The organism is Microvirga sp. jy35 (assembly GCF_056148915.1).
This window is the reverse complement of record NZ_JBWBEW010000002.1, coordinates 235,492-261,076: the sequence shown is the minus strand read 5'-3', so window position 1 is coordinate 261,076 and position 25,585 is coordinate 235,492. Positions and strand designations below refer to the sequence as shown.

General features: G+C 63.4%; 26 protein-coding genes. 10 read left to right on the top strand and 16 right to left on the bottom strand.

Annotation, left to right across the window (positions count from 1 at the left end):
• The first annotated feature begins 207 nt into the window (after positions 1-207).
• Genes paaG through AC0QTX_RS02960 form a run of 4 tightly spaced genes read left to right on the top strand, consistent with a single transcriptional unit; the run spans position 208 to position 3,467 of the window.
• Positions 208-999 (top strand): 2-(1,2-epoxy-1,2-dihydrophenyl)acetyl-CoA isomerase PaaG, encoded by a 792-nt coding sequence (gene paaG / locus AC0QTX_RS02975; protein ID WP_474602401.1) that lies wholly within the window; start codon positions 208-210, stop codon positions 997-999.
• Positions 999-1,472, top strand: coding sequence for a hydroxyphenylacetyl-CoA thioesterase PaaI (gene paaI / locus AC0QTX_RS02970; RefSeq protein ID WP_474602334.1), 474 nt, complete (start codon positions 999-1,001; stop codon positions 1,470-1,472). Before paaG ends, paaI begins: the two co-directional genes overlap by 1 nt.
• 17 nt (positions 1,473-1,489) lie before the next feature.
• A complete protein-coding gene (gene paaK / locus AC0QTX_RS02965; RefSeq protein WP_474602333.1) occupies positions 1,490-2,824 on the top strand; it encodes a phenylacetate--CoA ligase PaaK in 1,335 nt (444 codons plus the stop codon).
• A 7-nt stretch (positions 2,825-2,831) separates the two neighbouring features.
• Complete coding sequence (locus AC0QTX_RS02960) at positions 2,832-3,467, top strand: TetR/AcrR family transcriptional regulator (protein ID WP_474602332.1); 636 nt, start codon at positions 2,832-2,834, stop codon at positions 3,465-3,467.
• A gap of 21 nt (positions 3,468-3,488) precedes the next feature.
• Here the strand turns inward: AC0QTX_RS02960 and AC0QTX_RS02955 are convergent, their stop codons facing one another.
• The 7 genes from AC0QTX_RS02955 to AC0QTX_RS02925 form a co-directional block, all read right to left on the bottom strand.
• Positions 3,489-4,292 carry a Phenylacetic acid catabolic protein gene (locus AC0QTX_RS02955; protein ID WP_474602331.1) on the bottom strand — a complete coding sequence of 268 codons (804 nt, stop codon included), beginning with the start codon at positions 4,290-4,292 and terminating at the stop codon, positions 3,489-3,491.
• A gap of 16 nt (positions 4,293-4,308) precedes the next feature.
• On the bottom strand, positions 4,309-5,385 hold the full coding sequence (gene paaE / locus AC0QTX_RS02950) for a 1,2-phenylacetyl-CoA epoxidase subunit PaaE (RefSeq protein ID WP_474602330.1): 1,077 nt from the start codon (positions 5,383-5,385) through the stop codon (positions 4,309-4,311).
• A 17-nt stretch (positions 5,386-5,402) separates the two neighbouring features.
• Positions 5,403-5,918, bottom strand: a complete 516-nt coding sequence (gene paaD, locus AC0QTX_RS02945) for a 1,2-phenylacetyl-CoA epoxidase subunit PaaD (protein ID WP_474602329.1) — start codon at positions 5,916-5,918, stop codon at positions 5,403-5,405.
• Positions 5,919-5,931: 13 nt separating this feature from the next.
• Positions 5,932-6,690: a 1,2-phenylacetyl-CoA epoxidase subunit PaaC gene (gene paaC, locus AC0QTX_RS02940; protein ID WP_474602328.1), complete on the bottom strand. Its 759-nt coding sequence runs from the start codon at positions 6,688-6,690 to the stop codon at positions 5,932-5,934.
• Entirely contained in the window at positions 6,690-6,980 is a 291-nt protein-coding gene (paaB, locus tag AC0QTX_RS02935; protein WP_474602327.1) for a 1,2-phenylacetyl-CoA epoxidase subunit PaaB, read from the bottom strand. The genes paaC and paaB overlap by 1 nt, the downstream gene beginning before the upstream one ends.
• A 14-nt stretch (positions 6,981-6,994) precedes the next feature.
• Positions 6,995-7,990, bottom strand: coding sequence for a 1,2-phenylacetyl-CoA epoxidase subunit PaaA (gene paaA, locus AC0QTX_RS02930; RefSeq protein ID WP_474602326.1), 996 nt, complete (start codon positions 7,988-7,990; stop codon positions 6,995-6,997).
• A gap of 222 nt (positions 7,991-8,212) precedes the next feature.
• Positions 8,213-9,109, bottom strand: coding sequence for a PaaX family transcriptional regulator (locus tag AC0QTX_RS02925; RefSeq protein WP_474602325.1), 897 nt, complete (start codon positions 9,107-9,109; stop codon positions 8,213-8,215).
• Positions 9,110-9,314: 205 nt separating this feature from the next.
• Here AC0QTX_RS02925 and paaZ point away from each other — a divergent pair, with 205 nt between their 5' ends.
• The gene (gene paaZ, locus AC0QTX_RS02920; protein ID WP_474602324.1) at positions 9,315-11,345 is read left to right on the top strand and encodes a phenylacetic acid degradation bifunctional protein PaaZ; all 2,031 of its coding nucleotides are present in this window, start codon (positions 9,315-9,317) and stop codon (positions 11,343-11,345) included.
• 193 nt (positions 11,346-11,538) lie between these two features.
• The gene (locus AC0QTX_RS02915) at positions 11,539-11,931 is read left to right on the top strand and encodes a PaaI family thioesterase (RefSeq protein WP_474602323.1); all 393 of its coding nucleotides are present in this window, start codon (positions 11,539-11,541) and stop codon (positions 11,929-11,931) included.
• A gap of 14 nt (positions 11,932-11,945) precedes the next feature.
• Here AC0QTX_RS02915 and AC0QTX_RS02910 read toward each other — a convergent pair whose 3' ends face one another.
• Complete coding sequence (locus AC0QTX_RS02910; RefSeq protein ID WP_474602322.1) at positions 11,946-12,401, bottom strand: Lrp/AsnC family transcriptional regulator; 456 nt, start codon at positions 12,399-12,401, stop codon at positions 11,946-11,948.
• 159 nt (positions 12,402-12,560) lie between these two features.
• On the opposite strand from AC0QTX_RS02910, the gene AC0QTX_RS02905 reads away from it, so the two are divergent.
• Positions 12,561-16,031, top strand: a complete 3,471-nt coding sequence (locus tag AC0QTX_RS02905; protein WP_474602321.1) for an indolepyruvate ferredoxin oxidoreductase family protein — start codon at positions 12,561-12,563, stop codon at positions 16,029-16,031.
• A gap of 1 nt (position 16,032) precedes the next feature.
• Here AC0QTX_RS02905 and AC0QTX_RS02900 read toward each other — a convergent pair whose 3' ends face one another.
• The 4 genes from AC0QTX_RS02900 to AC0QTX_RS02885 form a co-directional block, all read right to left on the bottom strand.
• Positions 16,033-17,625, bottom strand: coding sequence for an ABC-F family ATP-binding cassette domain-containing protein (locus AC0QTX_RS02900; protein ID WP_474602320.1), 1,593 nt, complete (start codon positions 17,623-17,625; stop codon positions 16,033-16,035).
• 170 nt (positions 17,626-17,795) lie between these two features.
• Positions 17,796-18,182, bottom strand: coding sequence for a response regulator (locus tag AC0QTX_RS02895; RefSeq protein WP_474602319.1), 387 nt, complete (start codon positions 18,180-18,182; stop codon positions 17,796-17,798).
• A 123-nt stretch (positions 18,183-18,305) separates the two neighbouring features.
• Positions 18,306-18,728: a response regulator gene (locus AC0QTX_RS02890; RefSeq protein ID WP_474602318.1), complete on the bottom strand. Its 423-nt coding sequence runs from the start codon at positions 18,726-18,728 to the stop codon at positions 18,306-18,308.
• Positions 18,729-18,767: 39 nt separating this feature from the next.
• Positions 18,768-19,166, bottom strand: coding sequence for a response regulator (locus AC0QTX_RS02885; RefSeq protein WP_474602317.1), 399 nt, complete (start codon positions 19,164-19,166; stop codon positions 18,768-18,770).
• A gap of 166 nt (positions 19,167-19,332) precedes the next feature.
• Here AC0QTX_RS02885 and AC0QTX_RS02880 point away from each other — a divergent pair, with 166 nt between their 5' ends.
• Positions 19,333-19,797 (top strand): response regulator, encoded by a 465-nt coding sequence (locus AC0QTX_RS02880; RefSeq protein ID WP_474602316.1) that lies wholly within the window; start codon positions 19,333-19,335, stop codon positions 19,795-19,797.
• Between the two features lie 111 nt (positions 19,798-19,908).
• On the opposite strand, the gene AC0QTX_RS02875 is transcribed toward AC0QTX_RS02880, so the two are convergent.
• The gene (locus AC0QTX_RS02875; protein ID WP_474602315.1) at positions 19,909-21,579 is read right to left on the bottom strand and encodes a methyl-accepting chemotaxis protein; all 1,671 of its coding nucleotides are present in this window, start codon (positions 21,577-21,579) and stop codon (positions 19,909-19,911) included.
• 186 nt (positions 21,580-21,765) lie between these two features.
• On the opposite strand from AC0QTX_RS02875, the gene AC0QTX_RS02870 reads away from it, so the two are divergent.
• Entirely contained in the window at positions 21,766-22,368 is a 603-nt protein-coding gene (locus AC0QTX_RS02870) for a hypothetical protein (RefSeq protein WP_474602314.1), read from the top strand.
• 61 nt (positions 22,369-22,429) lie between these two features.
• Here the strand turns inward: AC0QTX_RS02870 and AC0QTX_RS02865 are convergent, their stop codons facing one another.
• Complete coding sequence (locus AC0QTX_RS02865; protein WP_474602313.1) at positions 22,430-23,089, bottom strand: transglutaminase-like cysteine peptidase; 660 nt, start codon at positions 23,087-23,089, stop codon at positions 22,430-22,432.
• A 621-nt stretch (positions 23,090-23,710) separates the two neighbouring features.
• Between AC0QTX_RS02865 and AC0QTX_RS02860 the strand changes: the two genes are divergently transcribed.
• Positions 23,711-24,082 (top strand): hypothetical protein, encoded by a 372-nt coding sequence (locus AC0QTX_RS02860; RefSeq protein ID WP_474602312.1) that lies wholly within the window; start codon positions 23,711-23,713, stop codon positions 24,080-24,082.
• 50 nt (positions 24,083-24,132) lie between these two features.
• On the opposite strand, the gene AC0QTX_RS02855 is transcribed toward AC0QTX_RS02860, so the two are convergent.
• Complete coding sequence (locus AC0QTX_RS02855; RefSeq protein WP_474602311.1) at positions 24,133-24,921, bottom strand: DUF1217 domain-containing protein; 789 nt, start codon at positions 24,919-24,921, stop codon at positions 24,133-24,135.
• 30 nt (positions 24,922-24,951) lie between these two features.
• Complete coding sequence (locus AC0QTX_RS02850; protein WP_474602310.1) at positions 24,952-25,554, bottom strand: hypothetical protein; 603 nt, start codon at positions 25,552-25,554, stop codon at positions 24,952-24,954.
• Positions 25,555-25,585: the final 31 nt, after the last annotated feature.

Sequence of the window (25,585 nt, the reverse complement as noted above, 5' to 3'; positions counted from 1 at the left end):
CATGAACATCGGCATTCAAGCTGCAGCGCGTGGCGAACGCATCCTGTTCGTCGTCGAAACATGCCATCCCGTTCTGCTCCCTCAAGGGCCGAGTGTTGGCTCATTGACGCTGTTTCTTCAATCAATATAATTGACCGAACGGTTGGTCAATACTACACAAGACGCAGAGAGGCCGCTTGCCATCAGCGATAGTTCGGGAGGGCCATGGTGGAGACTGATCTCATCCTTACGGAGCGGCGGGAGGGATACCGCGTGATTACCCTCAACCGACCCGATCGCCTGAACTCCTTCAACGAAGCCATGCATGCGGAACTGCTGTCCGCGCTCCTCGAAGCCGAGGCTGACGATGGATGCAGGGCGATCATATTGACCGGCGCCGGCCGCGGGTTCTGTGCGGGCCAGGATCTCTCGGATCGCGTCTTCAGCCCCGGACAGGTGCCGGATCTCTCCTCCACCCTGGAGCGTCTCTACAATCCTCTCGTCCGCAAGCTCCGCGCCCTGCAGATGCCGGTCATCTGCGCCGTCAACGGCGTGGCAGCTGGTGCCGGCGCCAACATCGCGCTGGCCTGCGACATCGTTCTAGGGGCGCGCTCGGCCAAGTTCATCCAGGCCTTCGCGAAGCTCGGCCTCGTTCCCGATTCCGGCGGTACCTGGTTCCTGCCGCGCCTCGTCGGCCCGGCCCGCGCCCGGGCCCTCGCGCTCCTGGCGGAGCCTGTTACGGCGGAGCAGGCAGAGGCCTGGGGCATGATCTGGAAGGCTGTCGATGACGCAAGCCTGATGAATGAGGCCAATCGCCTTGCCGCTCACTTCGCAATGCAGCCCACGGCAGGACTGGCGCTGATCAAGCAGGCGCTCGACGCCTCGGAAACGAACGATCTCGACCGGCAGCTCGACCTTGAACGCGATCTGCAGGGCCAGGCGGGCCGCATGCCGGACTACATGGAGGGCGTGACGGCCTTCTTCGAGAAGCGGCAACCGAAGTTCACCGGGAGAGCCTGATGGACGCGCCCTCCTCCGCAATCGCCGCGCACGACATCGCGCAGGCTTGCGCCCAGGCCATGTGGGCCGAGGATCAGGCGAGCCAGGGCCTCGGCATGGTGGTCGAACGCGTCTCACCCGGGGAGGCCGTCCTTTCCATGACGATCCGGCTCGAGATGACCAACGGCCATGGCATCTGCCACGGCGGTTTCATCTTCACGCTGGCCGACTCGGCTTTTGCTTTCGCATGCAACACCTACAACCAGCGCACAGTCGCTCAGCATTGTGCCGTGACGTTCCTGCGGCCGGGACGCAGGGGCGATACGCTGACGGCCCACGCGGTCGAGCGCAACCGCTCAGGCCGCTCCGGCATCTACGACGTCACCGTACGCGATGGCCGGGGTGACGTCGTCGCCGAGTTCCGAGGGCACTCGCGGACCATTGCCGGCACGCTGCTCTCATCCGCTCCCGAAAGCGGCGCCCAACAAGAATGACAGGATGGGAGGTTTCCTTGGACCAGATCCCGCTTCGCAAGCTTTCCGAACTCAAACCTCAGCCGGCCCATCTGGATCGCGTCGAACTGGCCACTCGGGATGAGCTTGCCGCCCTGCAGCGCGAGCGCCTCGCCTGGTCCCTGCGCCACGCCTATGAAAACGTGCCGCACTACAAAGCCAAGTTCGATGCAGCGGGCGTCCACCCGGATGACTTCAGGGATCTGAGTGATCTCGCAAGATTTCCCTTCACCACCAAAGCCGACCTGCGGGACAACTATCCCTTCGGCATGTTCGCCGTCCCTCAAGATCAGGTCGCCCGCGTGCACGGCTCGTCCGGCACCACGGGAAAGCCCACCGTCGTCGGCTACACCAAGCGCGATATCGATACCTGGGCCGACGTGGTGGCCCGATCGATCCGGGCGAGCGGCGCGCGTCCGGGCATGAAGGTGCATGTGGCCTATGGCTACGGGCTCTTCACCGGCGGCTTGGGAGCGCATTACGGAGCCGAGCGCCTCGGCTGCATGGTGATCCCCATGTCGGGCGGCATGACCGAGAGACAGGTTCAGCTCATCAACGACTTCCAGCCGGACGTGATCATGGTCACCCCGTCCTACATGCTGGCGATCCTCGACGAGTTCCGCAAACAGGGACTCGATCCCCGCAAGTCCTCCCTGAAGATCGGCATCTTCGGAGCGGAGCCCTGGACGAACGCCATGCGGGCGGAGATCGAGGAGGCATTCAACATCCATGCGGTGGATATCTACGGTCTCTCCGAGGTCATGGGGCCGGGCGTCGCCTGCGAATGCATCGAGACCAAGGACGGACTGCACATCTGGGAAGACCATTTCTATCCCGAGGTGATCGATCCGCACACAGGTGAGGTTCTGCCCGATGGACAGGAAGGCGAGCTCGTCTTCACCTCGCTCACCAAGGAGGCGATGCCGGTCATCCGCTACCGCACCCGCGACCTCACGCGCCTCATGCCCGGAACCGCGCGGACCATGCGACGCATGGAGAAGGTCACAGGCCGCACGGACGACATGATGATCATCCGGGGCGTGAACGTTTTCCCCAGCCAGATCGAGGAGAAGCTTCTGACCATTCCGTCGCTCTCCGGCCATTACCAGATCGTCCTGACCCGCGAGGGGCGGATGGATCAGATGGAGATCAAGGCCGAGATCAGGCCCGAGGCCGACTATCCGGAAACCCGGAAAGCCGCAGCAGAGCGCTTGAGTCAGGCCATCAAGGAGACTATTGGCATCACCGCCCAGGTCAATGTCCTGGATCCGGAAGGCATCGAGCGCTCGCTTGGCAAGGCAAGGCGCGTGATTGACCGCAGACCGAAAGAATAGCAGCCCCATGGCCCGGACCCGCGCCACAGACTACGACGACAAGCGCCGCGCGATCCTCGATCGCTCGGCCGAGCTTTTTGCCGAGCATGGCTACGACCGTGCCTCGATGAGCAGGATCGCAGAGGCGTGCGGAGTCTCCAAGGCCAACCTGTATCACTACTACAAGGACAAGGAAGAGCTGCTCTTCGACGTCATCCGCTTTCACCTGGAAGAGCTGCTCGAGGTGGTGGAGGTTGCCGGTCAACCCGACCTCTCTCCGGGCGAGCGCCTGAGATCGCTTGTGGCGGCCCTCCTGGAGGCCTATCGCGACGCGGATGCCCAGCACAACGTGCAGATCAATGGCCTGCGCCTCCTGCCGGCGGACCGGCAGGCCGAGCTCAAAGCGATGGAGCGCGACTTGGTGCGCATCTTCTCCGATGCGGTGGCGGGCGTTGCGCCCCAGTTGAAGGGAACCAAGCTGCTGAAGCCCGTGACCATGTCCCTCTTCGGCATGATCAACTGGCATTATCTCTGGTTCAAGAGCACAGGTGAGGTCACGCGGGCGGATTACGCGGAGCTCGTCTCGCAGCTCATCGTGGACGGCACACGCAATCTCTATGCAGAGCCTGCAACGGCCCCCCGGCGTGTTACGGCCGCGGAATAGGAAGGTCTTACCCCTCGAACTTCACTGGAGAGAGGCTTGATCACCGATCGGCGGCGATGCATGCCCCGGAACACCCAGACCAAAGCGCGATAGAATGGGATGAACAATGCCCTGCCACTGGGCAAGCAGCTCTTCCCTTCCCTTCTGACGTAGGCCGTATTTCCGATGATGCGTGAAATGGTCTGACGATCCGCGCCCGAAGGTGTCGGCCACCCGCGGGTACCAGTAGTTCACGGAGGCCTGCGCGTCGGTCCTGTCGTGTCCCCGGTCGAGGGCCACTCTCAACCCCTGCTCACCGAGTTCCGCATGGCGTCTCTCGACGGGCAGGATTCTGGCGAGCATGTCGGCGAGGGGCTGGTAGGAGCCGCGCGTCAGCTCGTCGAGCTGCACCACGGTTGCCTGCCCCATCAGGCAGTTCATCACCACCGCATCGACCCAGCCGTTGATCGGGTAGTGAAACACGTTGAGGCGCATGTCTCCGTCCATGCGCCGGAGCCCAAGATTCACGCTGCGATCGAGGCGCGATGCCCAGGGGTGAGCTCCCACGTACTGATCCGTATTCGCCCCGAACTGCTCCATCAGTTCGAGAACCCGACGGGCATGATCGAACTTCTGCAGGACGATATGCGTGGCTGTGATCCGCTCTTTGAGTCCGGGCGCCAGATTGATGCAATCCGCAAAGCCTGAGGCGCCAGCCATCTCGGAATCGACGAAGATCGCCATGAGACGCATGAGCTCGCCGCGATAGCGGGGCGTGACGTTGTCGGGCGCGCTCAGGCGCCCACCGCCGGCGATGAAACTGACGAGGCTTTCCTCATCGACCATGGGAGCAGCTCCCCTATCACCTGTCGAAATCGACCAGAATCCTGTCGCTCACCGGATAGCTCTGACAGGTCAGGATGTACCCGCGGGCGATCTCGTAATCTTCCAGGGCGAAATTCGCATCCATGTCGACCTCACCCTCAACCAGCATCGCCCGGCAGGTGGAGCACACGCCGCCTTTGCAGGCATAGGGAAGCTCCAAACCCTCCTTCATCGCGGCGTCGAGCACGGACGCGGTGCCCTTCTCGAACGAGAGACTCCGGGCACGCCCATCAATGATGATGGTAGCCTCGCACAGGTTCTTAGCCTCCTCCGCCCTGGCCTCTTCCGGCCTTCGCTGCCGGCGGCCAGGTGACGAGGTGGCGAACAGCTCGAACTTGATCTGCCGCTTGTCGAGGCCGTGCTCTTCGAGGCTTTTGGCCACGCCCAGCATCATGTCCTGCGGCCCGCAGATGAACGCCGTGTCGATGGATGAAGCGTCGACCCAGTGATCGAGAAGCTGGTCGCATTTCTCCTTGGTCAAGCGGCCGTTGAAGAGATCGATATCCTGCTGCTCGCGGCTGAGGATATGGATGAGGCTGAAGCGCTCGAGATGCTCGTTCTTGAGATCTTCGAGTTCCTCGCGGAACATGATCGAGCTTGAGGCACGGTTGCCATAGAAGAGCGTGAAGGACGATTGCGGCTCGGCCACGAGGGTGGTCTTGACGATGCTGATAAGCGGCGTGATCCCGCTGCCCGCGGCAAAGCCGACGAAGCGACGCTTGCGGTCCTTGTCGAGCGGCACGAAGAAATTGCCCATGGGGGGCATGGCCTCGATGGTCTGGCCAGGCGACAGCTGCTCGGCGGCCCAGCTCGAGAACATACCGCCTGCGATCTTCTTAATGCCGACCCGCAGCCTGCTCTCCGTCGGCGCCGCGCAGATGGAGTAGGACCGGCGTACCTCGTCACCGTCGATATGGGTGCGCAGGGTCAGATACTGCCCCGGCGAGAAGCGGAAAGCCTCCTTGTGCTCCTCCGGCACGTCCAGGGTGAGGATGATGGCATCGCGGGTCTCGCGCCTGACATCGGCGACGGTGACGGGATAGAACTTGGTCATGGAGCAGCCGCTCGTTTTCAGATGCACTTGAAATAATCGAACGGTTCGAGGCAGTCGCGGCACTGATACTGCGCCTTGCACGGCGTCGAACCGAACTCGCTCACCCGGTCGGTATTATCGGACTTGCAGCGCGGGCAGGCGATGACCAGAGGCTTGCGCAGGAAGCGGTCGAAGGGAGAAGGAGCCTCTCCCGCGCTCTCGGCCGGCGGCGCGATGCCGTAGGCTTCGAGCTTGCGCCGCCCGGCCTCACTGATCCAGTCCGTCGTCCAGGGCGGCGAGAGCTTGCGTTCGACCCGCAGCCGGTCGAGCCCCTTCGCCCGCAGGGCAGCCTCGATGTCAAGCGCAATGACGCTGGTCGCAGGACAGCCCGAATAGGTCGGCGTGATCGCAACGACGAGTTCGTCATCCTCCCAGCGGACGTCCCGCACGATGCCAAGATCCATGACGGAAACGGCCGGCACTTCCGGGTCGGGCACCTCATTCAACCAAGCCTTCACTTGGTCAAGGTCTGGTTGTGTCAGGCTGCCAGTCATCGGCGTCTGCCTTTTACCACGTGGCGTTGGGATAGGCCCGTTGAAGGAACTGGAAATCGGCCAGGATATAGCCGAGATGTTCCGTATGGATGCCACGCTTGCCGCCACGCTGCGCCCAGCCGGGCTGCGGCAGGGTCAGGGTGGCTTCCTCTGCCGTTGCACGAACGAGGCCGAGCCAGGGCTCATGCAAGGTCGCGAGGTCGGGTGCTAGTCCGTCGCGGACCATCACTTGGTCGACCTCGTCGGATTCGAACAGCTCACCCGTATACATCCAGAGATCGTCGATCCCCGTCTGCATGCGGCGATGGCTCTCCTCCGTACCGTCGCCCAGGCGCAAAATCCAGTCGCGGCTGCGCTCAAGATGATAGGTGACTTCCTTGAGACCCTTTGCGGCGATCTCGGCGATGCGCGCATCCTTCGAGCCCGTCAGCTCCCGCAGCAGCAGATAGTGCCAGGCATCGAAGAAGAACTGGCGCGCCATGGTCGCCGCGAAGTCGCCGTTCGGCTGCTCGACGAGGAGGACATTGCGGAAGTCGCGGGCATCGCGCAGATAAGCGATCTTGTCGGCATCGCGCCCCTTGCCTTCGATTTCACCGGCTAGGTTCAGCCAGAGCTGCGTCTGCCCGATGAGATCGAGTGCGACGTTGGAGAGTGCCAGATCCTCCTCCAGAGCCGGCGAGTGGCCGCACCATTCCGACAGACGGTGCCCGAGAATGAGAGCATTGTCGCCGAGGCGCAGCAGGTACTCGAAGAGCACGTTCTGATCTGCCATCACATATGCCCCAGCTCTTCCGGAATCTCGTAGAAGGTCGGGTGGCGGTAGACCTTGCTGTTGGCGGGATCGAAGAGGGGCCCCTTCTCGCTCGGCGAACTGGCTGCGATATCCGAAGCCTTCACCACCCAGATGCTGACGCCCTCGTTGCGGCGGGTATAGACGTCACGCGCATTCATGATCGCCATCTCGGCATCCGGCGCATGCAGGCTGCCCACGTGGCGGTGGGCTAGACCATGCTGGCTGCGGATGAAAACCTCCCAGAGCGGCCATTCCTTCTTTTCGGTCATTTGTTGTCTCCCGCTCACGCAGCCTTGACTTGTGCACGCGCCGCCTTCTTCGCCGCATAGGCATCGGCGGCCTCGCGCACCCAGCGTCCCTCTTCATAGGCCTTCACCCGCGTGCGCAGGCGCTGACGGTTGCAGGGGCCGTTGCCGGCGATCACCTGATAGAACTCGTCCCAGTTGATCTCGCCGAAATCGTAGTGTCCGCGCTCCGCGTTCCACTTGACCTCCGGATCGGGAACGGCGAGGCCGAGATACTCGGCCTGGGGCACCGTCTGATCGACGAATTTCTGTCGCAGCTCGTCGTTGGAATTGATCTTGATCTTCCAGCGCATCGACTGGGCGCTGTGCACCGATTCCGCGTCGGAGGGACCGAACATCATCAGCGAAGGCCACCACCATCGGTTCAGCGCATCCTGCGCCATCTCCTTCTGCTCAGGCGTTCCTTTCGCCAGCTTCATCATGATGTCGTAGCCCTGCCGCTGGTGGAAGCTCTCCTCCTTGCAGATGCGGATCATGGCGCGGGAATAGGGGCCGTAGGAGCAGCGCTGCAGCGGCACCTGGTTCATGATCGCGGCACCGTCCACGAGCCAGCCGATGGCGCCGATATCGGCCCAGGTGAGTGTGGGGTAATTGAAGATGCTCGAATACTTGGCCTTGCCGCTGTTGAGCTGCTCCAGAAGCTCGTCGCGGCTCACGCCGAGCGTTTCGGCGGCGCAATACAGATAGAGGCCGTGGCCCGCCTCATCCTGCACCTTGGCGAGCAGGATGGCCTTGCGCTCGAGGGTCGGCGCGCGGGTGATCCAATTGCCCTCCGGCTGCATGCCAATGATCTCGGAATGGGCGTGCTGGGAGATCTGCCGGATCAGGGTCTTGCGGTAAGCCTCCGGCATCCATTCCTTCGGCTCGATCTTGATGTCCGCATCGACCCGATCCTGGAAGGCGCGCTCCTCGGGAGACATCTCCTCCTTGGATTGAATGTGATCGACGCCCGTCTTCACCATTTGTGCATACACGGCGCTTCTCCTTAGCCTTCGCTTCCGCCGCCCAACCTGCTTCCGATCAACGATCCGGCGGCTTTTCAAGGGACGGATGACATTGCCCAATCGGCCATATGTTCAACGCAGTTCCGGTCTCGGGGCTCCAACGCAAGCGGGATTGCGCCGTGAGCGTCTCACGAGCTACCTCTAATATGTCACAGAAAATTTGGAATTCAAGGAATTTTCGTAACCTATTCGTCAGAGGGCCCGCAACCCGGCGACTGCCTTGACCGAGGCAAACCGTTGCCCGAAGCCGCTGTCGGCCTCCGGTAGCGCCCCCCTGTCGTTCCGAGCATGGGAATTGATCCAGCCTTCAGAGGCCGGGAGAAGCGACCTGTATATCGCGCCGCAGAGCGCGCGGGCGGCTGCTCCTTGCCATGGCTCCGGAAGAAGCTGCGCCGGCAGCAGCGGATCCTTCAGCACGGCGCGGCGATAGTCGTGGATCAAGAGAATCCTGACCAGAAGGGCATCCAGGTTCGTGAACCCGGCCCCCCGTTCTAGGGCTGCCAGCGTGCCTGAATAGGTGTCGATGAAGCGCCTGTAGCGGTTTTCGATCTCCCGCAGCGGCCAAGCCCGCTCCGCAAGCCGACGAGCGGTCTCAATATCCGCCGGCGCAGCGGAGAGACGGAGATAGAAGCTGGCCTCGCCGACTGCTGCGGAGGCGGCAATCATGAGGTCCGTTCCGAGGGCGCCGTATCCGGCCTCTGACAGCTCGGCCTTGAGCGTCGTCCGATCCTGTGCACTCTCAAGCAGGAGGAGATCGAAGGAGCCCTGCCATTCCTGCGGCGGATCTACATAGATTCGCTGCGTCGCCTGCGCGAACGCTCCCCGCCCGCGGGGGGTGAGCCGATAGTAGCTGTTGCGCCCCACCTTCCAGCGCTCGAACCAGCCGTCGGACACGAGGCGGGACAGGGCCGTTCTGACGAGGGTGTCGCTGATCCTGAAGGCGCGCATGATCTCGAGCAGCGAGGCTAGGGACAACACGCCACCACGGGGCACGACAGCATCCCCGAAGACAGTCACGATCAGCGAACCGGCTCTGATGGGGGTCCGCTCGTGAAACCTGTCCAGAAGGTTTTGCACAAATGCCGCCATTCGAGCCTTATTCCGGTTTACGCATGAGCGAGATGGCACCTGCCTGATGAGCTTGGCATCTCACCTACCGGCTTTTTCCCGCCACTGTCGAGCCTCAGCTGGCCTGGCGATCAGCAAAATTCTTGACTAACCGACCGGTCGGTCAATAATGCCCCAAAGGAGCAGCAATGCCAATGTTGCCTCTATTCATCATCTAAGGTGCCCCATGAGACTTGAGAGCTTCGTTCGCGGAAGTTGGATGTCGCCCGGTCAGGACCTCGCTGAGGTGCGCAGCGCGGTCACAAGCGATGTGGTCGCCGAGGTCGCCAATGGCGGTCTCGACATGGGAGAGGTTCTCGCCTACGCCCGGCAGGTCGGCGGCCCCAACCTCCGGCGAATGACGTTCCACCAGCGCGCAGAGCTTCTGAAACGTCTTGCCATTCATCTGTCAGAGCGCAAGGACCAGCTCTATAAAATCTCCTATCAATCCGGCACCACACGTTCCGACAACTTCATCGACGTGGATGGCGGCATCGGCACGCTGTTCGTCTATGCTTCCAAGGGCCGCCGCGAACTGCCCAACACGACCTTTCTCATCGATGGCGCTGTCGAACCTCTGTCGAAGGGCGGCAGCTTCGTCGGCCAGCATGTGATGGCTCCGCTGCACGGGGTGGCCGTTCACATCAACGCCTTCAACTTCCCCTGTTGGGGCATGCTGGAAAAGCTTGCACCCGCCATCCTGGCAGGCGTGCCGGTGGTCACGAAGCCGGCGACGATCACCTCCTATGTGGCGCATGCCCTGGTGCGTATGATCGCGGAGTCCCACATCCTTCCCGAGGGTGCGCTTCAGTGTATCATCGGCTCCACGGGCGACCTGTTCGATCACCTCACCTGCCAGGATGTGGTGTCCTTCACGGGCTCGGCCGACACAGCCCAGAAGCTGCAGCGGCATCCGGTCATCGCCCGGGAATCCGTTCGCTTCATCGCGGAACGCGACTCGCTCAATGCGGCGATCCTCGCGCCCGACGCCGGTCCTGGCACGCCGGAGTTCGACCTCTTCATCAAGGAGGTTGCGAAGGAGATGACCGTCAAGGCCGGGCAGAAATGCACCGCCATCCGCCGCGCCATCGCGCCGAACGCCCATGTGCCTGCGGTGATCGAGGCCCTGCGTGAGCGGCTCTCCAAGGTCACCGTCGGCAATCCGGAACTCGAGAACGTCCGCATGGGCCCGGTTGTCGGCCTCGGCCAGCGCCGGGATGTGCTGGCGCAGGTGGCGAAGCTGCGGAGCGAGGCTGACATCGTGATCGGCGATCCGGAGAACTTCACCGTCAAGGGTGCGGACCGCGAGCGCGGCGCCTTCATCCCGCCGCTTCTGCTGCACTGCCCGGATCCGATCCGCGCCACCAATGTGCACAGCGTCGAGGCCTTCGGTCCGGTCTGCACCGTCATGGGCTATGACGGGCTCGATCAAGGCATCGCTCTCGCCAACCGTGGCGACGGCAGCCTGGTCGCCTCGGTCTATACCTACGATCCCGCGATCGCGTCCGATCTCGTCTTCGGCATCGACGCCTTCCATGGCCGCTTGGTGCTGATCGACCGCGACTGCGCCAAGGAGCAGACCGGTCACGGCTCGCCCATGCCGCACATGGTCCATGGTGGGCCGGGACGCGCCGGCGGCGGAGAGGAACTCGGCGGCATGCGCGGCGTGCACCACTACATGCAGCGCACGGCCCTACAGGGCTCGCCCGCAATGCTTTCGCGCGTGACGCAGAGCTGGATCAAGGGCGCTCCGACGATCCAGGAGGGGCGGCATCCCTTCCGCTACCACTTCGAGGATCTCTCCATCGGCCAGACCTTCGTCTCGAAGGAGCGCACGATCACCCTGGAGGACATCGAACAGTTTGCCGAGTTCACCGGCGACACCTTCTATGCCCACATGAGTGAAGAGGCCACGAAGGACCATCCGTTCTTCCCCGGCCGCGTCGCCCATGGCTACCTGCTCCTGTCCTTCGCGGCCGGCCTCTTCGTCGATCCGGATCTCGGGCCGGTCCTGGCCAATTACGGCCTCGACTCCTTGCGCTTCATCAGGCCCGTGCAGCCGGGCGAGACCATCAAGGTTCGCCTCACGGCAAAATCCAAGTCGCCGCGAAATGAGCAGTATGGCGAGGTGCGGTGGGATGTGGAGATCAGCACCGATAAGGACGAGACGGTCGCGACCTACGACCTCCTCACCATGAATGCGGTGCGTCCATCATAAAAGTCTCTGGCGCGTGATTTCAGCGGGCCGAGGTTGGGTGCGATCCACAAGATTGGCACAACATTGTCAGCACATGCCAATTGCCCTGGTATACTGCTGATACACGGTGCCACGTCACAACCGGACTTAACGATCAGAAGAACAGCGATTGGGGGGACCATTGTCTACGTTCGACCAAGCCACCGCGGAGCGGATGCTCACCGACGTTTTCGCGCCGTGGATCCAGGATCTCAACCTCTCCATCGAAAGCCTCGACTCCGAGGGCGCGGTCCTGCGGATGCCGTTCTCGGAAAGGCTCTGCCGCGACAACGGCGTGATCTGCGGGCAGGCGCTCATGAGCCTTGCCGACACCGCCATGGTGTTCGCCGTCTCCTCAGCCGGAGGGGCCTACCGCCCCATGACCACGGTCGATCAGACCATGCACTTCCTGCGCCCGGCGGCGAGCGCCGACGTGCTGGCGGAGGCGAAAGTCGTGCGCATGGGGCGCACCATGGCCTTCGGCAGCGTCACGCTCACCACCGCCGGCGACAGCCGGCCCGTCGCCATCGCGCAGCTCGCCTATGCGCTGCTGCCTGAGAGCAAATAAATCAGCCGCGCCATTCAGAACGGCAGCGCCACGCTGGTCTTGATCTCCTTCAGGACCACGTTGGTGCGCACGGTGCGGATGCCGGGCAGACGAAAGATGAACTCGTCGAGGAACTGGTTGTAGGCGTGCATGTCGCGCACCACGACCCGCAGGTGGTAATCGGCGTCGCCCGTCGTGGCAAAGCATTCCAGAACCTCGGCTCGCGCTGTTACACGTGAAACAAATTCATCGACGAATTTCGAGTCGTGCCGTTCGAGCGACACATGCAGGATGGCCGAGGTGGTGAACCCGGCCTTTTCCCGATCCACGAGCGCCGAATAGCCGACGATCACCCCTGTCGCTTCCAGCACCCTGACGCGGCGCCAGCAGGCGGAGGTGGACATGCCCACGTCCTCGGCCAGCTGCTGGTTGGTGGTGCGCCCCTCCTTCTGCAGCTGGGCCAGAATGTGCTCGTCCTGCTTCTCCAGCATGGCACTCCCTTCCTGGTATTACCTACCAGATATAAGGCTGCGTGCTGAAACATCTACCACAAAAAAGATCTGATCCGGAACAAAGAGAAAGCACCTACCAGCCGTTCGGAACTACCATAGTTAGCCAGGGAAATGGCCTCTTTTTTCGGGATCAGGCTGATGACAAGCGTTCCGTTCCTCGACGATTACCGGCTTTCCGACCGCTATACCCGCGAGAGCGGACGGGTGTTCCTGACCGGCACCCAGGCCATCATTCGGATCGTGCTCGACCAGGCCAAGCGCGACGGAAGGGCGGGCCTCAACACGGCCGGCTTCGTCTCCGGCTACCGCGGCTCGCCGCTCGGCGGCGTGGATCTCGAATTCTGGCGCATCAAGGAGCAGCTGAAGGAACACCGGATCGAGTTCCTGCCCGCCGTCAACGAGGACCTCGCGGCCACCGCGGTGCTGGGCTCGCAGCAGGTGGAGACCGACCCGAACCGGCAGGTAGAGGGCGTGTTCGGGCTCTGGTACGGCAAGGGCCCCGGCGTCGACCGCTCGGGTGACGCCTTGAAGCACGGCAACGCCTATGGCTCCTCGCCCCATGGGGGCGTGCTGGTGGTGGCGGGCGACGATCATGGCTGCGTGTCCTCGTCGATGCCGCACCAATCCGATGTCGCCTTCATGAGCTGGTTCATGCCGACGCTCCATCCTGCGAGCGTCGCCGAGTATCTCGAGTTCGGCGAGTACGGTTATGCGCTGAGCCGCTTCTCCGGCATGTGGGTCGGCTTCAAGGCGGTGTCCGAGATCGTCGAGTCCGGCGTCTCCGTCGAACTGCATCCGCCGCGCCGATTCAACGATCCTGATTTCACCCCGCCGCCAGGAGGCCTACACTATCGCTGGCCGGATCTGCCCGGACCGCAGATTGAGGAGCGCATGGAGGCGAAGAAGCACGCGGTGTATGCCTTCGCCAAGGCCAATCCCATCGACCGGCGCATCTACGACATTCGGGATGCATCCTACGGCATCGTCACGGCCGGCAAGGCCCATCTCGACCTCATGGAGGCCCTGCGCCTCATCGGTCTCGACGAGGCCGCCTGCTGGGCGCATGGCATCGACATCTACAAGGTCGGCATGGTGTGGCCGCTGCCGCTGCACGACGCCATGGAGTTCGTGAAGGGGAAGCGCGAGATCCTCGTGGTGGAGGAAAAGCGCGGCATCATCGAAAGCCAGTTCAAGGAATACTTTTACGACTATCCGGGCTCCAAGCCTGAGCGCATGGTCGGCAAGCACGACGAGCTAGGCCAGCGCCTCATCCCCTGGACGGGCGAGCTCACGCCGCGCTTCCTCGCCGGCGTTCTGGCCAAGCGCCTCGATCCCATCTTCCCCGATCTCAACCTCGCGCAGCGCGTGGCGGCCCTGTCCCCTGACCCGGATCGGATGATCGCTGTTCCGGGCGCGACGCGCACGCCTTACTTTTGCTCCGGCTGCCCACACAACACCTCCACCAAGGTGCCGGAAGGCTCCAAGGCGCTTGCCGGAATCGGCTGCCACTTCATGGCGAGCTGGATGGACCGGGAGACCTCGTCGCTGATCCAGATGGGCGGCGAGGGCGTGAACTGGGCGGCCTCGTCCAAGTTCACGGGCCAGGGCCACATCTTCCAGAATCTCGGCGAGGGCACCTATTACCACTCAGGCTCCATGGCGATCCGGCAGTCCATCGCGGCAGGCGCCAACATCACCTACAAGATCCTGTTCAACGATGCGGTCGCCATGACGGGCGGCCAGCCGGTGGACGGGCCGGTGAGCGTCTATGCCATCGCCCACAGCGTGCGCGCGGAAGGCGTGCAGCGCATTGCGCTCGTGTCGGACGATCCTGAGAAATTCATTCCCGCCGATCTGCCCAAAGGCGTGACGATCCATCCGCGCGAGGATCTCGACGGAGTCCAGAAGGAGCTGCGCGACATCTCCGGCGTCACGGTGCTCATCTACGAGCAGACCTGCGCCACGGAAAAGCGCCGCCGCCGCAAGCGCGGCCAGATGGATGACCCCAAGCGCTTCGCCTATATCAACGACCTCGTCTGCGAAGGCTGCGGCGACTGCTCGGTGGCGTCCAACTGCCTGAGCGTGGAGCCGAAGGAGACCCCGTTCGGACGCAAGCGCAAGATCAATCTCTCCACATGTAACAAGGATTTCTCATGCCTGGAGGGCTTCTGCCCCAGCTTCGTGACCGTGGAGGGTGCAACGCGCAAAGTGAAGACCACGTCGGGCTTTGACGCGGCGGCACGAGCTTCAACGCTGCCGGCCCCTGCCCTGCCTGTTCTGGAAAGACCTTTCGATCTGCTCGTCACCGGCGTGGGCGGCACGGGCGTGGTGACCATCGGGGCGCTCATCAGCATGGCGGCGCATCTCGAAGGCCGTGGTGTATCGGTGCTGGACTTCACGGGCTTCGCCCAGAAGTTCGGGCCGGTGCTGAGCTATCTGCGCATCGCGACGCGCCCGGAGGAGCTGAACCAGGTGCGCATCGACCAGGGCGCTGCGGATGCGCTGATCGGCTGCGATGTTGTCGTCAGCTCCTCGCCCAAGGCGTCAGGCACCTATCGGCATGGCACGCGCGCGGTGATCAACACCGCCGAGATGCCCACCGGCGACGTGGTGCGCTTCCGCGATGCCGATCTCGCCGGCCGGACGCGGCTTCGTGCCATCGAGCGCGTCATCGGCGCGGGCAACATGGCGACGGTCAATGCCAATGCGCTCGCCGAGACGCTGCTCGGCGACACGGTCTTCGCCAACGTGATGATGCTGGGCTTTGCCTGGCAGCAGGGGCTCGTGCCGGTCTCGTTCGAGAGCTTGTCGCGTGCCATCGAACTCAACGGCGTCGCGGTCGAGCGCAACCGGCAGGCTTTTGCCTGGGGCCGTCTGCTCAGCGCCGATCCGGCTGTCGTCCATGAGATCGCCAACGACAGGCCGGAAGAGCCCGAGACACTGGATCAGGTGATCGCACGGAGGGTTGCGTTTCTCACCTCTTATCAGGACGCGCTGTACGCCGCCCGCTACGAGATGACGGTGTCGCGAATCCGCAAGGCTGAAGAAACGCTCGGCTCCGAGGCGCTCACCGACGCGGTGGCACACTCGCTGTTCAAGCTCATGGCCTACAAGGACGAGTACGAGGTCGCGCGCCTTCACATGGAGACCGGATTCCTCGACGAGCTGCAGCGGCAGTTCGAAGGCGACTTCACGGTAAACTATCACATGGCGCCGCCTCTTCTCGCCTCCAAGCGCGATGCCCGGGGCCGGCCGAAGAAGCGTTCCTTCGGCCCCTGGATCCAGACACCCATGAAAGTTCTGGCCAGGATGAAGATCGTTCGCGGCACGCTCTTCGATGTCTTCGGCTATACGGCCGAGCGGCGTAACGAGCGGGCCCTGATCGGCTGGTACGAGGCCCAAGTCGAACGCATTCTCGCCCGGCTCGATGCACAGCATTTCGCCGACCTGCTGGCGATCGCAAAAGCCCCGATGGACATCCGCGGCTACGGCCCGGTCAAGGAAGCGGCCATCCACAAGGTGCAGGCCGAGGTCGAGCGCCTATGGGCGCGTCTGACGGAGCAGCCGGAGGTGATCGACACGCGCCGGCGCGAAGCCGCTCACGCCTGAGTCACGCCCGCAGGTCGGAGAGATCCACCCGGCGCGTGATGCCGATCGCCTCCAGGAACGCCTCGTCGTGGCTGACGATCAGGAGCGCGCCGTCATAGGCCCGCAATCCGGCCTCTACCGCCTCGATGGAATCGATGTCGAGATGGTTGGTCGGCTCGTCGAGAATCAGGAGAGCGGGCGGCTTTGAGCCGCCCAGCACGCAGGCGAGACCCGCCCGCAGCAGCTGTCCGCCGCTCAAGGTGGAGACAGGCTGCAGCGCCGCGTCGGCCCGGAACATGAAGCGGGCGAGCGCCGCCCGGCAGGCATTCTCGTCCGCTGCAGGATTGATGCGCCGGAAATTGTCGCGGATGGAGGCGGAAGGATCGAGCAGGCTGACCCGCTGGTCGAACAGGGCATAGCCGGTGAAGACCCGCACGCTCCCGCTCCAGGGCTGCAACCCTCCGGTGACGAGGGCGAGCAGCGTCGTCTTGCCGGAACCGTTGGGCCCGACGACCGCAACGCGCTCAGGTCCCGTGATGGACAAGGAGAGATCACGAAGGATCGGCCGCTCCTGCGCATATCCGGCGCTTGCGCCTTCGATCGCCAGGACCGTCCTGCCGGCCGGCAGGTGAGTCGGCGGCAGGACGACGGAAAAGGGCTGCAGGATTTCGATGCGCTCGCGCGCCGAGGCTGCAGCGTCGAGAGCCTGTGAGCGGCGCCGCTCCGCCAGGCGCGCGTTCTCGCCGCCCGTGTCCTCGCTCCGGTCCTTTCGCGCGTTCATGAGAATGCGCGGCATGTCGCTTTTGGCCCGTTGCCTCCGGCCGGCTCCATCCTTGCGCGCCTTTCGCTCGGCTGTTTCCTGCGTCCTCCGGTCGATCTCCGCCACCCGCTTTTCCGCATCCGCCAGATCGCGGCGGGTCGCCGCGAGCTCCAGCGCTTTGCGTTCGCGGTACCGGCTCCAGTTGCCGCCATAGCGCGTGGCGCCGAGGGACGTCAGCTCGACGATGGCGTCCATGGTCTCGAGCAGCTCCCGGTCATGGCTGACCACGATGGCGCCGCCGCGCCATCGGCCGAGAAGTTCGATCACTGCCGCGCGCCCCTCCCGGTCGAGATTGTTGGTGGGTTCGTCGAGCAGCAGGAAGTCGGGCTCGCCAAAAACCAGCGCGGCGAGGCCTGCCCGCGTGGCTTGCCCGCCCGACAGGGTCGCGAGAGGCGTGCCCGGACCAGCATCCAGGCCGACCTGGGCGAGTGCAGCTTCCATGCGCGCCTCCAGGGTCCAGTCCGCATCCGCAAGCTCTTCGGCGGCAGCCGCGCCGTTCTCGGCGCGGCGCAGGAGGGCCAGTGCCTCGGCAGTCCCGAACAGGTCGGCGACGGTCTCGGACGGGTCGAGCTGAACCGACTGGTGCAGGAATCCCAAGCTGCCGCTGACAGCAACGCTGCCGGAATGCGGCTGCAGGTCGCCGGCGATCAGCCGGAGGAGCGTGCTCTTGCCGACGCCGTTGCGGCCGACGAGGCCGGCCCTTTCCGGGCCGAAGCTCAGATCAAGGCTGGAAAGGAGCGAGCGGCCGTCAGGCGTGGTCCAGGAGAGACGGGAGAGGGTGATCGAAGCAGGCATGATGGATGATCCCGGTGGCAAGGCGAAGCGGCGTTGCTGTCGGGTGGAAATCCATGTCTGCGCACATCCCGTCGAAAGAACGCCTCCCGGTGAGGCGTCGGGCGCAGGTTATAGGGAGGGTTTGGCCGGGCGGCAAGCTACGGTATAGGGCAGGAGACCTACCAGGTCTCTCAGGACGCGCTGCTGCTCTGCGGTCGCTTGGCCATCACGTCCTGCAGCGCCGCGATCAGGTCATCCGGCATGATGGGCTTGTGCAGGAAGGTGGCGTTGGGCGGTAGGTCGCCCGGCCCTGGACCGGTCTTGCCGGAAATCACCAGGACGGCCACCTCCGGCCAGCCCTGCCGCACCAGGCGCGCAAATTCGAAGCCGTCCATGGAGCCCGGCATATCCACATCGGTCAGGATGGCGTCGATTTCCGGCCGCGACTTCAGAAGCTCGAACGCCTCGTCGGCATCCTGGGCTTCGACGACCCAGAACTCGGATTCCTTGAGGATGTCGACCTGGGTGAGACGAACGAGGGGCTCGTCTTCCACCAGCAGGACGACAGGCTGTTTCACGATGCGGCGATGCGGTTTCATGTTGCAAGAAACGGGGTTAGCCCTGTCCAGTTCCCTCCCGTCGAGCAGGCATGAGCCGAGACGCGGGTGCCGGATTGGAGAGCGAGGATGCGGGGGAGCGGGCTAGAGGCGCTTGGCCTTGGCCTTCAGCTGCCTGATTCGGTCCACGACCTCCTGCGTGTGATACGGCTTCTTCATCAGGGGACCGGCCTCGCAGAGGGTTCCGGCAATGTCGGCCGACCGCTCGGCCCCGGAGGTGAGGATGACCTCGGTCCGCGGCATGTGGGCCCGGATCCAGCGGGCCAGCCCGAAGCCGTCCATGCCGCCCGGCATCTCGACGTCGCTGAACACGATGTCGATGGAAACCTCAGGAGCCTGGAGGATAAGGATCGCCTCTTCGGCGCTTACGGCCTCATGGACCCGGTAGCCGCATTCGCGCAGGTATTCGGCGATCACGAGGCGGATCAGCACCTCGTCCTCGACGACGAGGATGGTTTGGAGGGGGGCGCCGGCCTGGGCCGAGAGATTGGTGGATGACGTGCTCACGCAAAGCTAACCGCCGAGCTTTTGCCTTTGTTCCTGCGGTCAAGCTTGGGGAGGATGAGGCCAGTTCAGGGTGCGAGCGACCAGTTCGGCGACCTCGACAGGCCGGTAGGGCTTGCGGACGAACGGCCCGAGATCCTCCGGCGGGTCCGCCTCCCCGGATGTGGCGATCATCCTGGTGAGGGCATGCCACTCCCGAACGTGGTGGACCACGTCCCAGCCGCTGTCGGCCGGCCGCAGGTCGAGGGCCAGAAACAGCAGTTCGATCCGGACGGCATCGAGCACGGTCAATGCCTCCGGTGAGGAACCCGCCTCCAGAACCTTGAAGCCCCAGGCCCGCAATTCGTCGCTGACAAGGCACCGGATCCGGGCATCGCCCTCGACAACAAGGATGGTCGGTGGGGTCCGGCGTGGAAGAACCGTAACGGATGCTGCACTCATTCTTGCCCCAGACGCATACAACAGGCGGACAACGTGGTGGTGCCTTGCGGGTTCTCCAGCTCCTGTGCGCTAAGTCACCACGCGGGAAAGGCTGGCTCCATCGGGCGGAACCGGCTATCAATGGCCACGTTTGCCCCCTGTCCCGCCCTCTTGCCCCCTCGGTCCCGTGTCCGATCAGCAATTCTCAGGCGTCGTTCTCCTGGTCGAAGACGAACCGCTCGTGCGGCTCGTGACGGCCGACATTCTGCTTGAGGCGAACTTCCGCGTCATCGAGGCCGGCGATGCCGAGGAGGCCCTGCGCGTTCTGAGGGCCGAGGTTGCTGTCGACGTGCTGCTCTCGGACGTAGAGATGCCGCCTGGGATGAACGGCTACGAGCTGGTGGCCCATGTCCATCGCGCCTGGCCCCGGGTGGAGATCATCGTCTCCTCCGGGCGCGCATGGCCCAGTGAGGATGATCTGCCGCCAGGAGCGGTCTTCCTCGCAAAGCCCTATCTGAATGCCACGCTGGTGTCTCAGGTTCAGGCGGCGGCCAAGAGGGCGCAGGAAGCCCGTCACCTCCTCCTTGAGAACCCTGACGCCGGCGCTCCCGGCGAGGGCACCCCTATGGGGGATATCTCCAAGACCGCCTGAAGCCTTTCCGGTGCCGGCAGGCCTCCAACGGGAAAGGCGCAGCCCGAAGCGCTGCGCCTTTTGATTCCTGCCGACCGGGTCTTTCGAATCAGCGGCGTCCTGGCAGCCGCGTCACGCCGCCCGGACACCCTGCAGGAAGCCTTCGACCTCCCGGCTCAGGGCCGACGAATTGGTCGCCAGTTCTCCGGCTGCGGCCAGCACCTGGGAGGCGGCCGATCCGGCATGGATTGCCGCCCCCTGGACCTGGACGATGCTCTGGGTCACCTCCTGCGTGCCGCGGGCCGCTTCGCTCACATTGCGGGCGATCTCCTGCGTGGCCGCCTGCTGCTCCTCGACCGCGGCGGCGACATTGGTGGCGATCTGATGCACCTCCTCGATGGTGAGACCGATCTCGCGGATGGCGTCCACGGCGCCCTTGGTCGATTGCTGGATCTGGTTGATGTGAGAGGTGATGTCCTCGGTTGCCCGCGAGGTCTGGTTCGCGAGTTCCTTCACCTCGGCGGCCACGACCGCGAAGCCCTTGCCGGCCTCTCCTGCGCGTGCCGCCTCGATGGTGGCATTGAGCGCCAGCAGGTTGGTCTGGCTCGCGATGCTGTTGATGAGGGCAACGACTTCGCCGATCTTCTGCGCGCCGTCCGCAAGCGTCTCCACGAGCTCGTTTGTCTTGCGCGCGTTCTGCACGGCCCTGGCCGCGGCAGCCGACGTTTGCGCCACCTGAGTTCCGATCTCGTTGGACGATGCGGCAAGTTCCTCCGTCGCGGCGGCCACCGCCTGGACGTTGCTGGAAGTCTGCTCGGCTGCAGCCGCCACCGAGTTCGACTGCTGGTTCGTCTGCTGGGCCGTGGTGGCCATGGAGCGAGCCGTCGCTTCCATCTGCTGGGCGGCGACGGAGAGATGCTGGACGAGTCCCCCCACGCTGCCCTCGAAGCCCTGCGCGAGGGTCATCATCTCGACTTTGCGGCGCTCTACGGCCTGCTTTTCGGATTCCGCCTGCTGGCGCCGGAGCCCATCCGCTTCCTGCATGGTGCCGGCGAAGATCTGGGTCGCCTTCCAGATGTCGCCGACCTCGTCGTTGCCGACCTTCGCCTGCGGCAGATTATAGTCTCCGGAAGCCAGCTTCTGGATCGCCTCCGTGACGATCCGCAGCGGACGGGCGATCTGTCTGTGGCCCACGAGCCAGCCGATCAGGAGAGCCAGGATCGTGCCGCCCAGCGCGATGGAAACAAGCAGGGTGAGACGCTCGCCGTAGAGTTCCGCCGACCTCCGGTCGACCGCGTCGATCTCTTCGCTTCCCTTCTTCGTCAGCGCATCGATGCTGGTCTGAAAGGCTTTTCTGTTGGCCCGGTTTGCGTCGTTGTTGCCCTGCGCATTGGCCGCTTCGGGCGACACCTCGGCGCCGAGGCGTACGGTCTCGGACCTGAAGGTCTTGAACGCGGCAGCATCCTTGACCACCGCATCGAACAGCTCTCTGTGCGAGGCAGGGACGATCGGCTCCCACTCCTTCAGGAGCGTATCGATCTCCTTCAGGCTCGTGGTCACCCCATCGCCGAACTTTCGCGCATCGGCCGTATTCTTCGATGCATAGATGCCGCGCGCTTCCATGACCACGTGCGTCACCAGCCGGTTCAAGCGCTCGCCGTAAAGGGCGCGAGTGGCTGCGAGCCGCACATCATCAACGGCCTGATTGTAGGTCTGCAGGGTATTGATGCCGACGGCAGCGATAACCACCGCAACGAAGCTCAAGGCGGCAACGAGCGCAAATATCTTCGTTCTGATCTTCATGCATCCCCCAAACCGGTCTGATCCGCAATATCGCTTGAATACAGACCTGAGTAATCACGAAATGCTTGTGCAGGGCTTGTGCTGGCGGATGAGAATTTTCAACAGGGTTTCTTTGCGGCAGGTGACGGATTGTTAAGTATAACCTCATAGGAATGATTGCAGTCGATTTTCATAGCGGCGGGTTCCATGGGCGTACGGTTCGATAAAGTGTTGGAGCAGGTGGCCAGGGCGGGCCAAGCCGGGCGCGGAGCCGCCATCGAACCTCGGGATCGTAAGGTGCGCCGCCTCGAGGAAATGATCCGCGCGCGCGAGGCTGTGGGCGATCGGATCGTCATGTGCCTCGGGCTGGCGCTCACCCTCTCGGCCGTCGCTCTGCCGGTCTATGCAGTCTATCTGAGCGACGGGTATGCCTATCTCCAAAGCGCAGGAAACGGCCTGCTGATGAGCAAGGGCACAGAAGTCAGCCATGCCCGCGCGACCGATCTCAGCCCGGCCACGACGGGCTCGTTGAACAGGCAGAAGAATGTGGAGCCCGCTCAGGAGGCCAAGACCGACAAGGCGCTTCTGGCCATCGATCGGCAGAGCCAGTTCCAGCGCTATGTGATCCACCGCGCCACGAGCGAATCCGCTCTGATCGAGGGTCCCGAGGGCGTCTGGTGGGTTACGCCCGGAATGACGCTTCCCGGAATCGGCCAGATCATCTCGATCGAGCGTTCCGACAACGGCTGGGTCGTCCTGACCTCCGAGACGATGATCAGCCAGCGGCCGACCGCGAAGATTGCGAGCTGAAAGACATCTTTGCCCGCATGAGCGCGGCTCCCGCGCTCATGCGATGGCTCGATCATCCTGCTTATTTGGTGGCCGTCACGATCGGGGCCGCCTGATTGCCGAGCCACACCCAGGCCGTGCCCTCCGACCCTTCCCGCTTCACATAACGGTAGCCGGTATCCTGCCAGGACAGAACGGCCGCACGCTTGTTGTCCAGGATGTAGTCGCCGCGATCGGTGCGCGCCATCAGCACTGCATGGCCGGCGCCGAGCTCGTCGATGACCACCGTCATCCGCAGGGCTCGCCGAGGCAGGCCTGCCTCGATGAGCACGCGGCGCTTCAGGATCTGGATGTCCTCGCAGTCCCCCATCCCGTCATCGGGATAGTCCCAGCGATCCGCCACCCCCCAATGCTCCTGGTCCGTCACCGGCAGGATCCTGGCGTTCACGCGCTCGTTGACATCGGCGAGGAGCTTCCAGGTGGCCTGATCCAACGCGATGATGGCGGGCTCTGAGGAATCGAGCGCGCACTCGCCGGGCATCTGCTTGCAGAACGCGATCCAGGCCGGCGTCGGCCCGGCCTGTCCGGTTGACAGGATGGCAGCGTTCATGACCGGCAGGTTCGACTGCGGAAACGCATGAGCCGAATGAACGGCAGCGACACTTGACAGGATCGAGGCGCCAAGCCCCGCAACGGCCAGGAGCCGCCTCCATGTCTGTTTTGAAACTCCAATCCTGTTCATGCCCCGCACCCATCCGCTTCTTTTGATCAAAGCTGTCAGCCGCACGGGATCTGCGCAAGCGCGATTCGGGGGAAGATCTCAGAACGATGTCGCAGTGTTGACTTCAAGCAACAGAACGATGAACCGGGCGCCGATACTCTTCGAATGAAGAGGAGCGCAGGAATCGACTCTGCCGCATGCAAAAACGTCTTGGCCCTGAAGAAACGCCCCGATCTCGCCGAGCAACCCGCCGCGGCGGCATCTTTTCGCACAATGCCCGCTCGGACTTCTTCAGTAACGGCGCAGAAACCCGCTCTGGCTTCTGGCCCAGGTCCTGGCTCTTTTTGAAGATGCCATGAGGCGAATGGTGGGTGTACCCACAAGCCCGATCAGCGACCCGGCAATAACCGGCACCAGAATGATACTCATCCGCTTCCCCCAGAGTTCGACGATATCGTCGTTCCGGGCGCATCATGCGTCGGCAGCCTTGTGCGAAACTGGCACGAGCAGGCAGGGGTAGCTCGCGAGAAAGGCATCGGGCAAAACGCGCCACGTCTTTACCAAGAGAGGCGAAGGCTCATTGCAATGGATCGGAGCGCCAGAATTTCCATGATACATTCCGCAGGTCATTGGGAGGCCTGCTTGAGATCCATTCTCGCCTTACTCGCGATTGCTTTCGGTGCCGGCGCCTGCACGACGGCCACCTATGAAGCCGCCGAGATGTCCTGTTCGGACTACATCGGAAAGCCGATTTCGTCGCACATTGCAGCCTATGGCCCGCCCACATCCGTGTATCGGATCAACCCCAGCCAGGTGGGCTATGTCTTCAAGACCAAGACGACCGCTTATGTGGGGGGCGAGCCCTTCTACACCGTGAACTACCTGACGGGCGCTGACAAGCACCACACTCCCGTCCGTAAAATCACACGGGTCTGCCATGGCATATACGTCGTCCATGCCCCGTCGGACACCATCCCTGTGTCCGAACGGATCATCGTGAGCGTTCTGCCTTAAGGTGGAGCTGTCATGGCGATGCCGCGCCCATGCGGTGCGCGGCACTCGGATCAGAAGCCGCCCGGACGGAGCTTGGCGATGCTCATCATCAGGTCCACGCTGAAGCCCTGCTGGACCGATGATTGATCGAAGAGCGTCAGCACCGGCGCAGCGGTGGCCATGCTGGGATTGGTCACGTCCCACATGGCATTGAAGCGCTGGATCAGCTTGTCGACCTTCTTCGGGTCCTGCAGATCCTTGATGTTGATGTGCTTCTCCAGGTTGCGGACCTGGATGTCGAGATCAGCCTTGGAGGCATTCTGCGGGATATTGAAGGCGGTCTGGACGAATTTGAGAAGCGCTTTGTCGGCGAGCAGACCCATGGTCGTCGTGACTGACGAAGCCTTGCGCTTGAAGTACATGGCGAGCTGCACGCCCTGGTTCTGATCGCCCTCCTTCTTCTCGAGGGTCATCTGGATATATTTCTGCACCGCCTCGGTCGTGGCACTGGCCTCCGACGTTGCCGCAGCTCCCTTCGCCTTGAAGTCGAACGCTTTGGCGAACTCCTTGTACAGCGGGTTCGACATCTTGTTCGCCATGCTCAGGCGGTCGGTCACGCCTTCCTGGAGCAGCTTCTTGAAGAGCCCCTTGGCGTAGGCCATGTCCTCCAAGCCATAGGCCTTCATGGCGAACTTGAAGATGCGGTCGTTCTTGACGAAGTCTTCAATCGTTTTGATGGTCTTGATGTTCGCCTGATAATACTCGATCTCGCGCTTCGTTGCCGGATCCTTCTCGATCAGGGACTTCGTCCGTGCCAGATCCCGGGTGACGAGGTGGTAGCGTGTGGATGTGCTGATCATGGCGGACCCTTTCAGCTCTGAATCAGGCGGTCACTCGGCGAGCGAAGAATCATCGATTTTTTCGCGAAGGATAGCGGCGCAGTCTTTCCTGAACCTGTCCGCGACGTTGCTGGTGTCTTTCGGGTCAAACCGGAACTCGTGCTGCTGCGTCTCATAACGATAGTTCGAGAGCTCGATGGTCAGGCTTTTCGCTCCGGCGAGCTTGTCGATGAAGGCCCGCACCTGACCGGGATCCGGGATTTGGCCGTGCCGGTCGCGGTAGATCCAGTGTCCGACCTCGGGGCCATTGTCGTCGAACCAGTAGACGGTGCTTCTCCCATTCGGATTGCTCCGGCCCAGGAACTGCTTCTGCACAACGGCGACCGTCGTAAAAGGGGTCGAGGGCTGATCGGGCTCCGATGCAAGGCGCTGGCACGTGAGCCAGAGCAGAGAGCCGTTTTCTCCCCGCAACCGGGCGAAGGCCGCCTGGGGCTGCCCCTCGTCATCGTGCCTCAAGACATAGTCCCAGGGGCCGAACCAGGTGGCCAATCCATGGCTCTCACTGGAAAGCCCCATCCCGAGGATGCCGGCTGTCAGCCCTGCGGCCAGCAGCTTGAGCCGGAACGGAAAGCGAAATGATCGGATGACGGACATGATACGCTCTTCCCGAACGAAAGGAGCCCCG

Bases quoted from the DNA above. Each gene is read 5' to 3' on its own strand.
- AC0QTX_RS02855 (WP_474602311.1), bottom strand. From the start codon at position 24,921: ATGATCAGCACATCCACACGCTACCACCTCGTCACCCGGGATCTGGCA.
- AC0QTX_RS02870 (WP_474602314.1), top strand. From the start codon at position 21,766: ATGGGCGTACGGTTCGATAAAGTGTTGGAGCAGGTGGCCAGGGCGGGC.
- AC0QTX_RS02960 (WP_474602332.1), top strand. From the start codon at position 2,832: ATGGCCCGGACCCGCGCCACAGACTACGACGACAAGCGCCGCGCGATC.
- AC0QTX_RS02915 (WP_474602323.1), top strand. From the start codon at position 11,539: ATGCTCACCGACGTTTTCGCGCCGTGGATCCAGGATCTCAACCTCTCC.
- AC0QTX_RS02900 (WP_474602320.1), bottom strand. From the start codon at position 17,625: ATGCCTGCTTCGATCACCCTCTCCCGTCTCTCCTGGACCACGCCTGAC.
- AC0QTX_RS02925 (WP_474602325.1), bottom strand. From the start codon at position 9,109: ATGGCGGCATTTGTGCAAAACCTTCTGGACAGGTTTCACGAGCGGACC.
- AC0QTX_RS02955 (WP_474602331.1), bottom strand. From the start codon at position 4,292: ATGGTCGATGAGGAAAGCCTCGTCAGTTTCATCGCCGGCGGTGGGCGC.
- AC0QTX_RS02865 (WP_474602313.1), bottom strand. From the start codon at position 23,089: ATGAACAGGATTGGAGTTTCAAAACAGACATGGAGGCGGCTCCTGGCC.
- paaC (WP_474602328.1), bottom strand. From the start codon at position 6,690: ATGGCAGATCAGAACGTGCTCTTCGAGTACCTGCTGCGCCTCGGCGAC.
- AC0QTX_RS02875 (WP_474602315.1), bottom strand. From the start codon at position 21,579: ATGAAGATCAGAACGAAGATATTTGCGCTCGTTGCCGCCTTGAGCTTC.
- paaD (WP_474602329.1), bottom strand. From the start codon at position 5,918: ATGACTGGCAGCCTGACACAACCAGACCTTGACCAAGTGAAGGCTTGG.
- paaE (WP_474602330.1), bottom strand. From the start codon at position 5,385: ATGACCAAGTTCTATCCCGTCACCGTCGCCGATGTCAGGCGCGAGACC.
- paaI (WP_474602334.1), top strand. From the start codon at position 999: ATGGACGCGCCCTCCTCCGCAATCGCCGCGCACGACATCGCGCAGGCT.
- paaZ (WP_474602324.1), top strand. From the start codon at position 9,315: ATGAGACTTGAGAGCTTCGTTCGCGGAAGTTGGATGTCGCCCGGTCAG.
- AC0QTX_RS02885 (WP_474602317.1), bottom strand. From the start codon at position 19,166: ATGAGTGCAGCATCCGTTACGGTTCTTCCACGCCGGACCCCACCGACC.
- paaB (WP_474602327.1), bottom strand. From the start codon at position 6,980: ATGACCGAAAAGAAGGAATGGCCGCTCTGGGAGGTTTTCATCCGCAGC.
- AC0QTX_RS02910 (WP_474602322.1), bottom strand. From the start codon at position 12,401: ATGCTGGAGAAGCAGGACGAGCACATTCTGGCCCAGCTGCAGAAGGAG.
- AC0QTX_RS02850 (WP_474602310.1), bottom strand. From the start codon at position 25,554: ATGTCCGTCATCCGATCATTTCGCTTTCCGTTCCGGCTCAAGCTGCTG.
- AC0QTX_RS02905 (WP_474602321.1), top strand. From the start codon at position 12,561: ATGACAAGCGTTCCGTTCCTCGACGATTACCGGCTTTCCGACCGCTAT.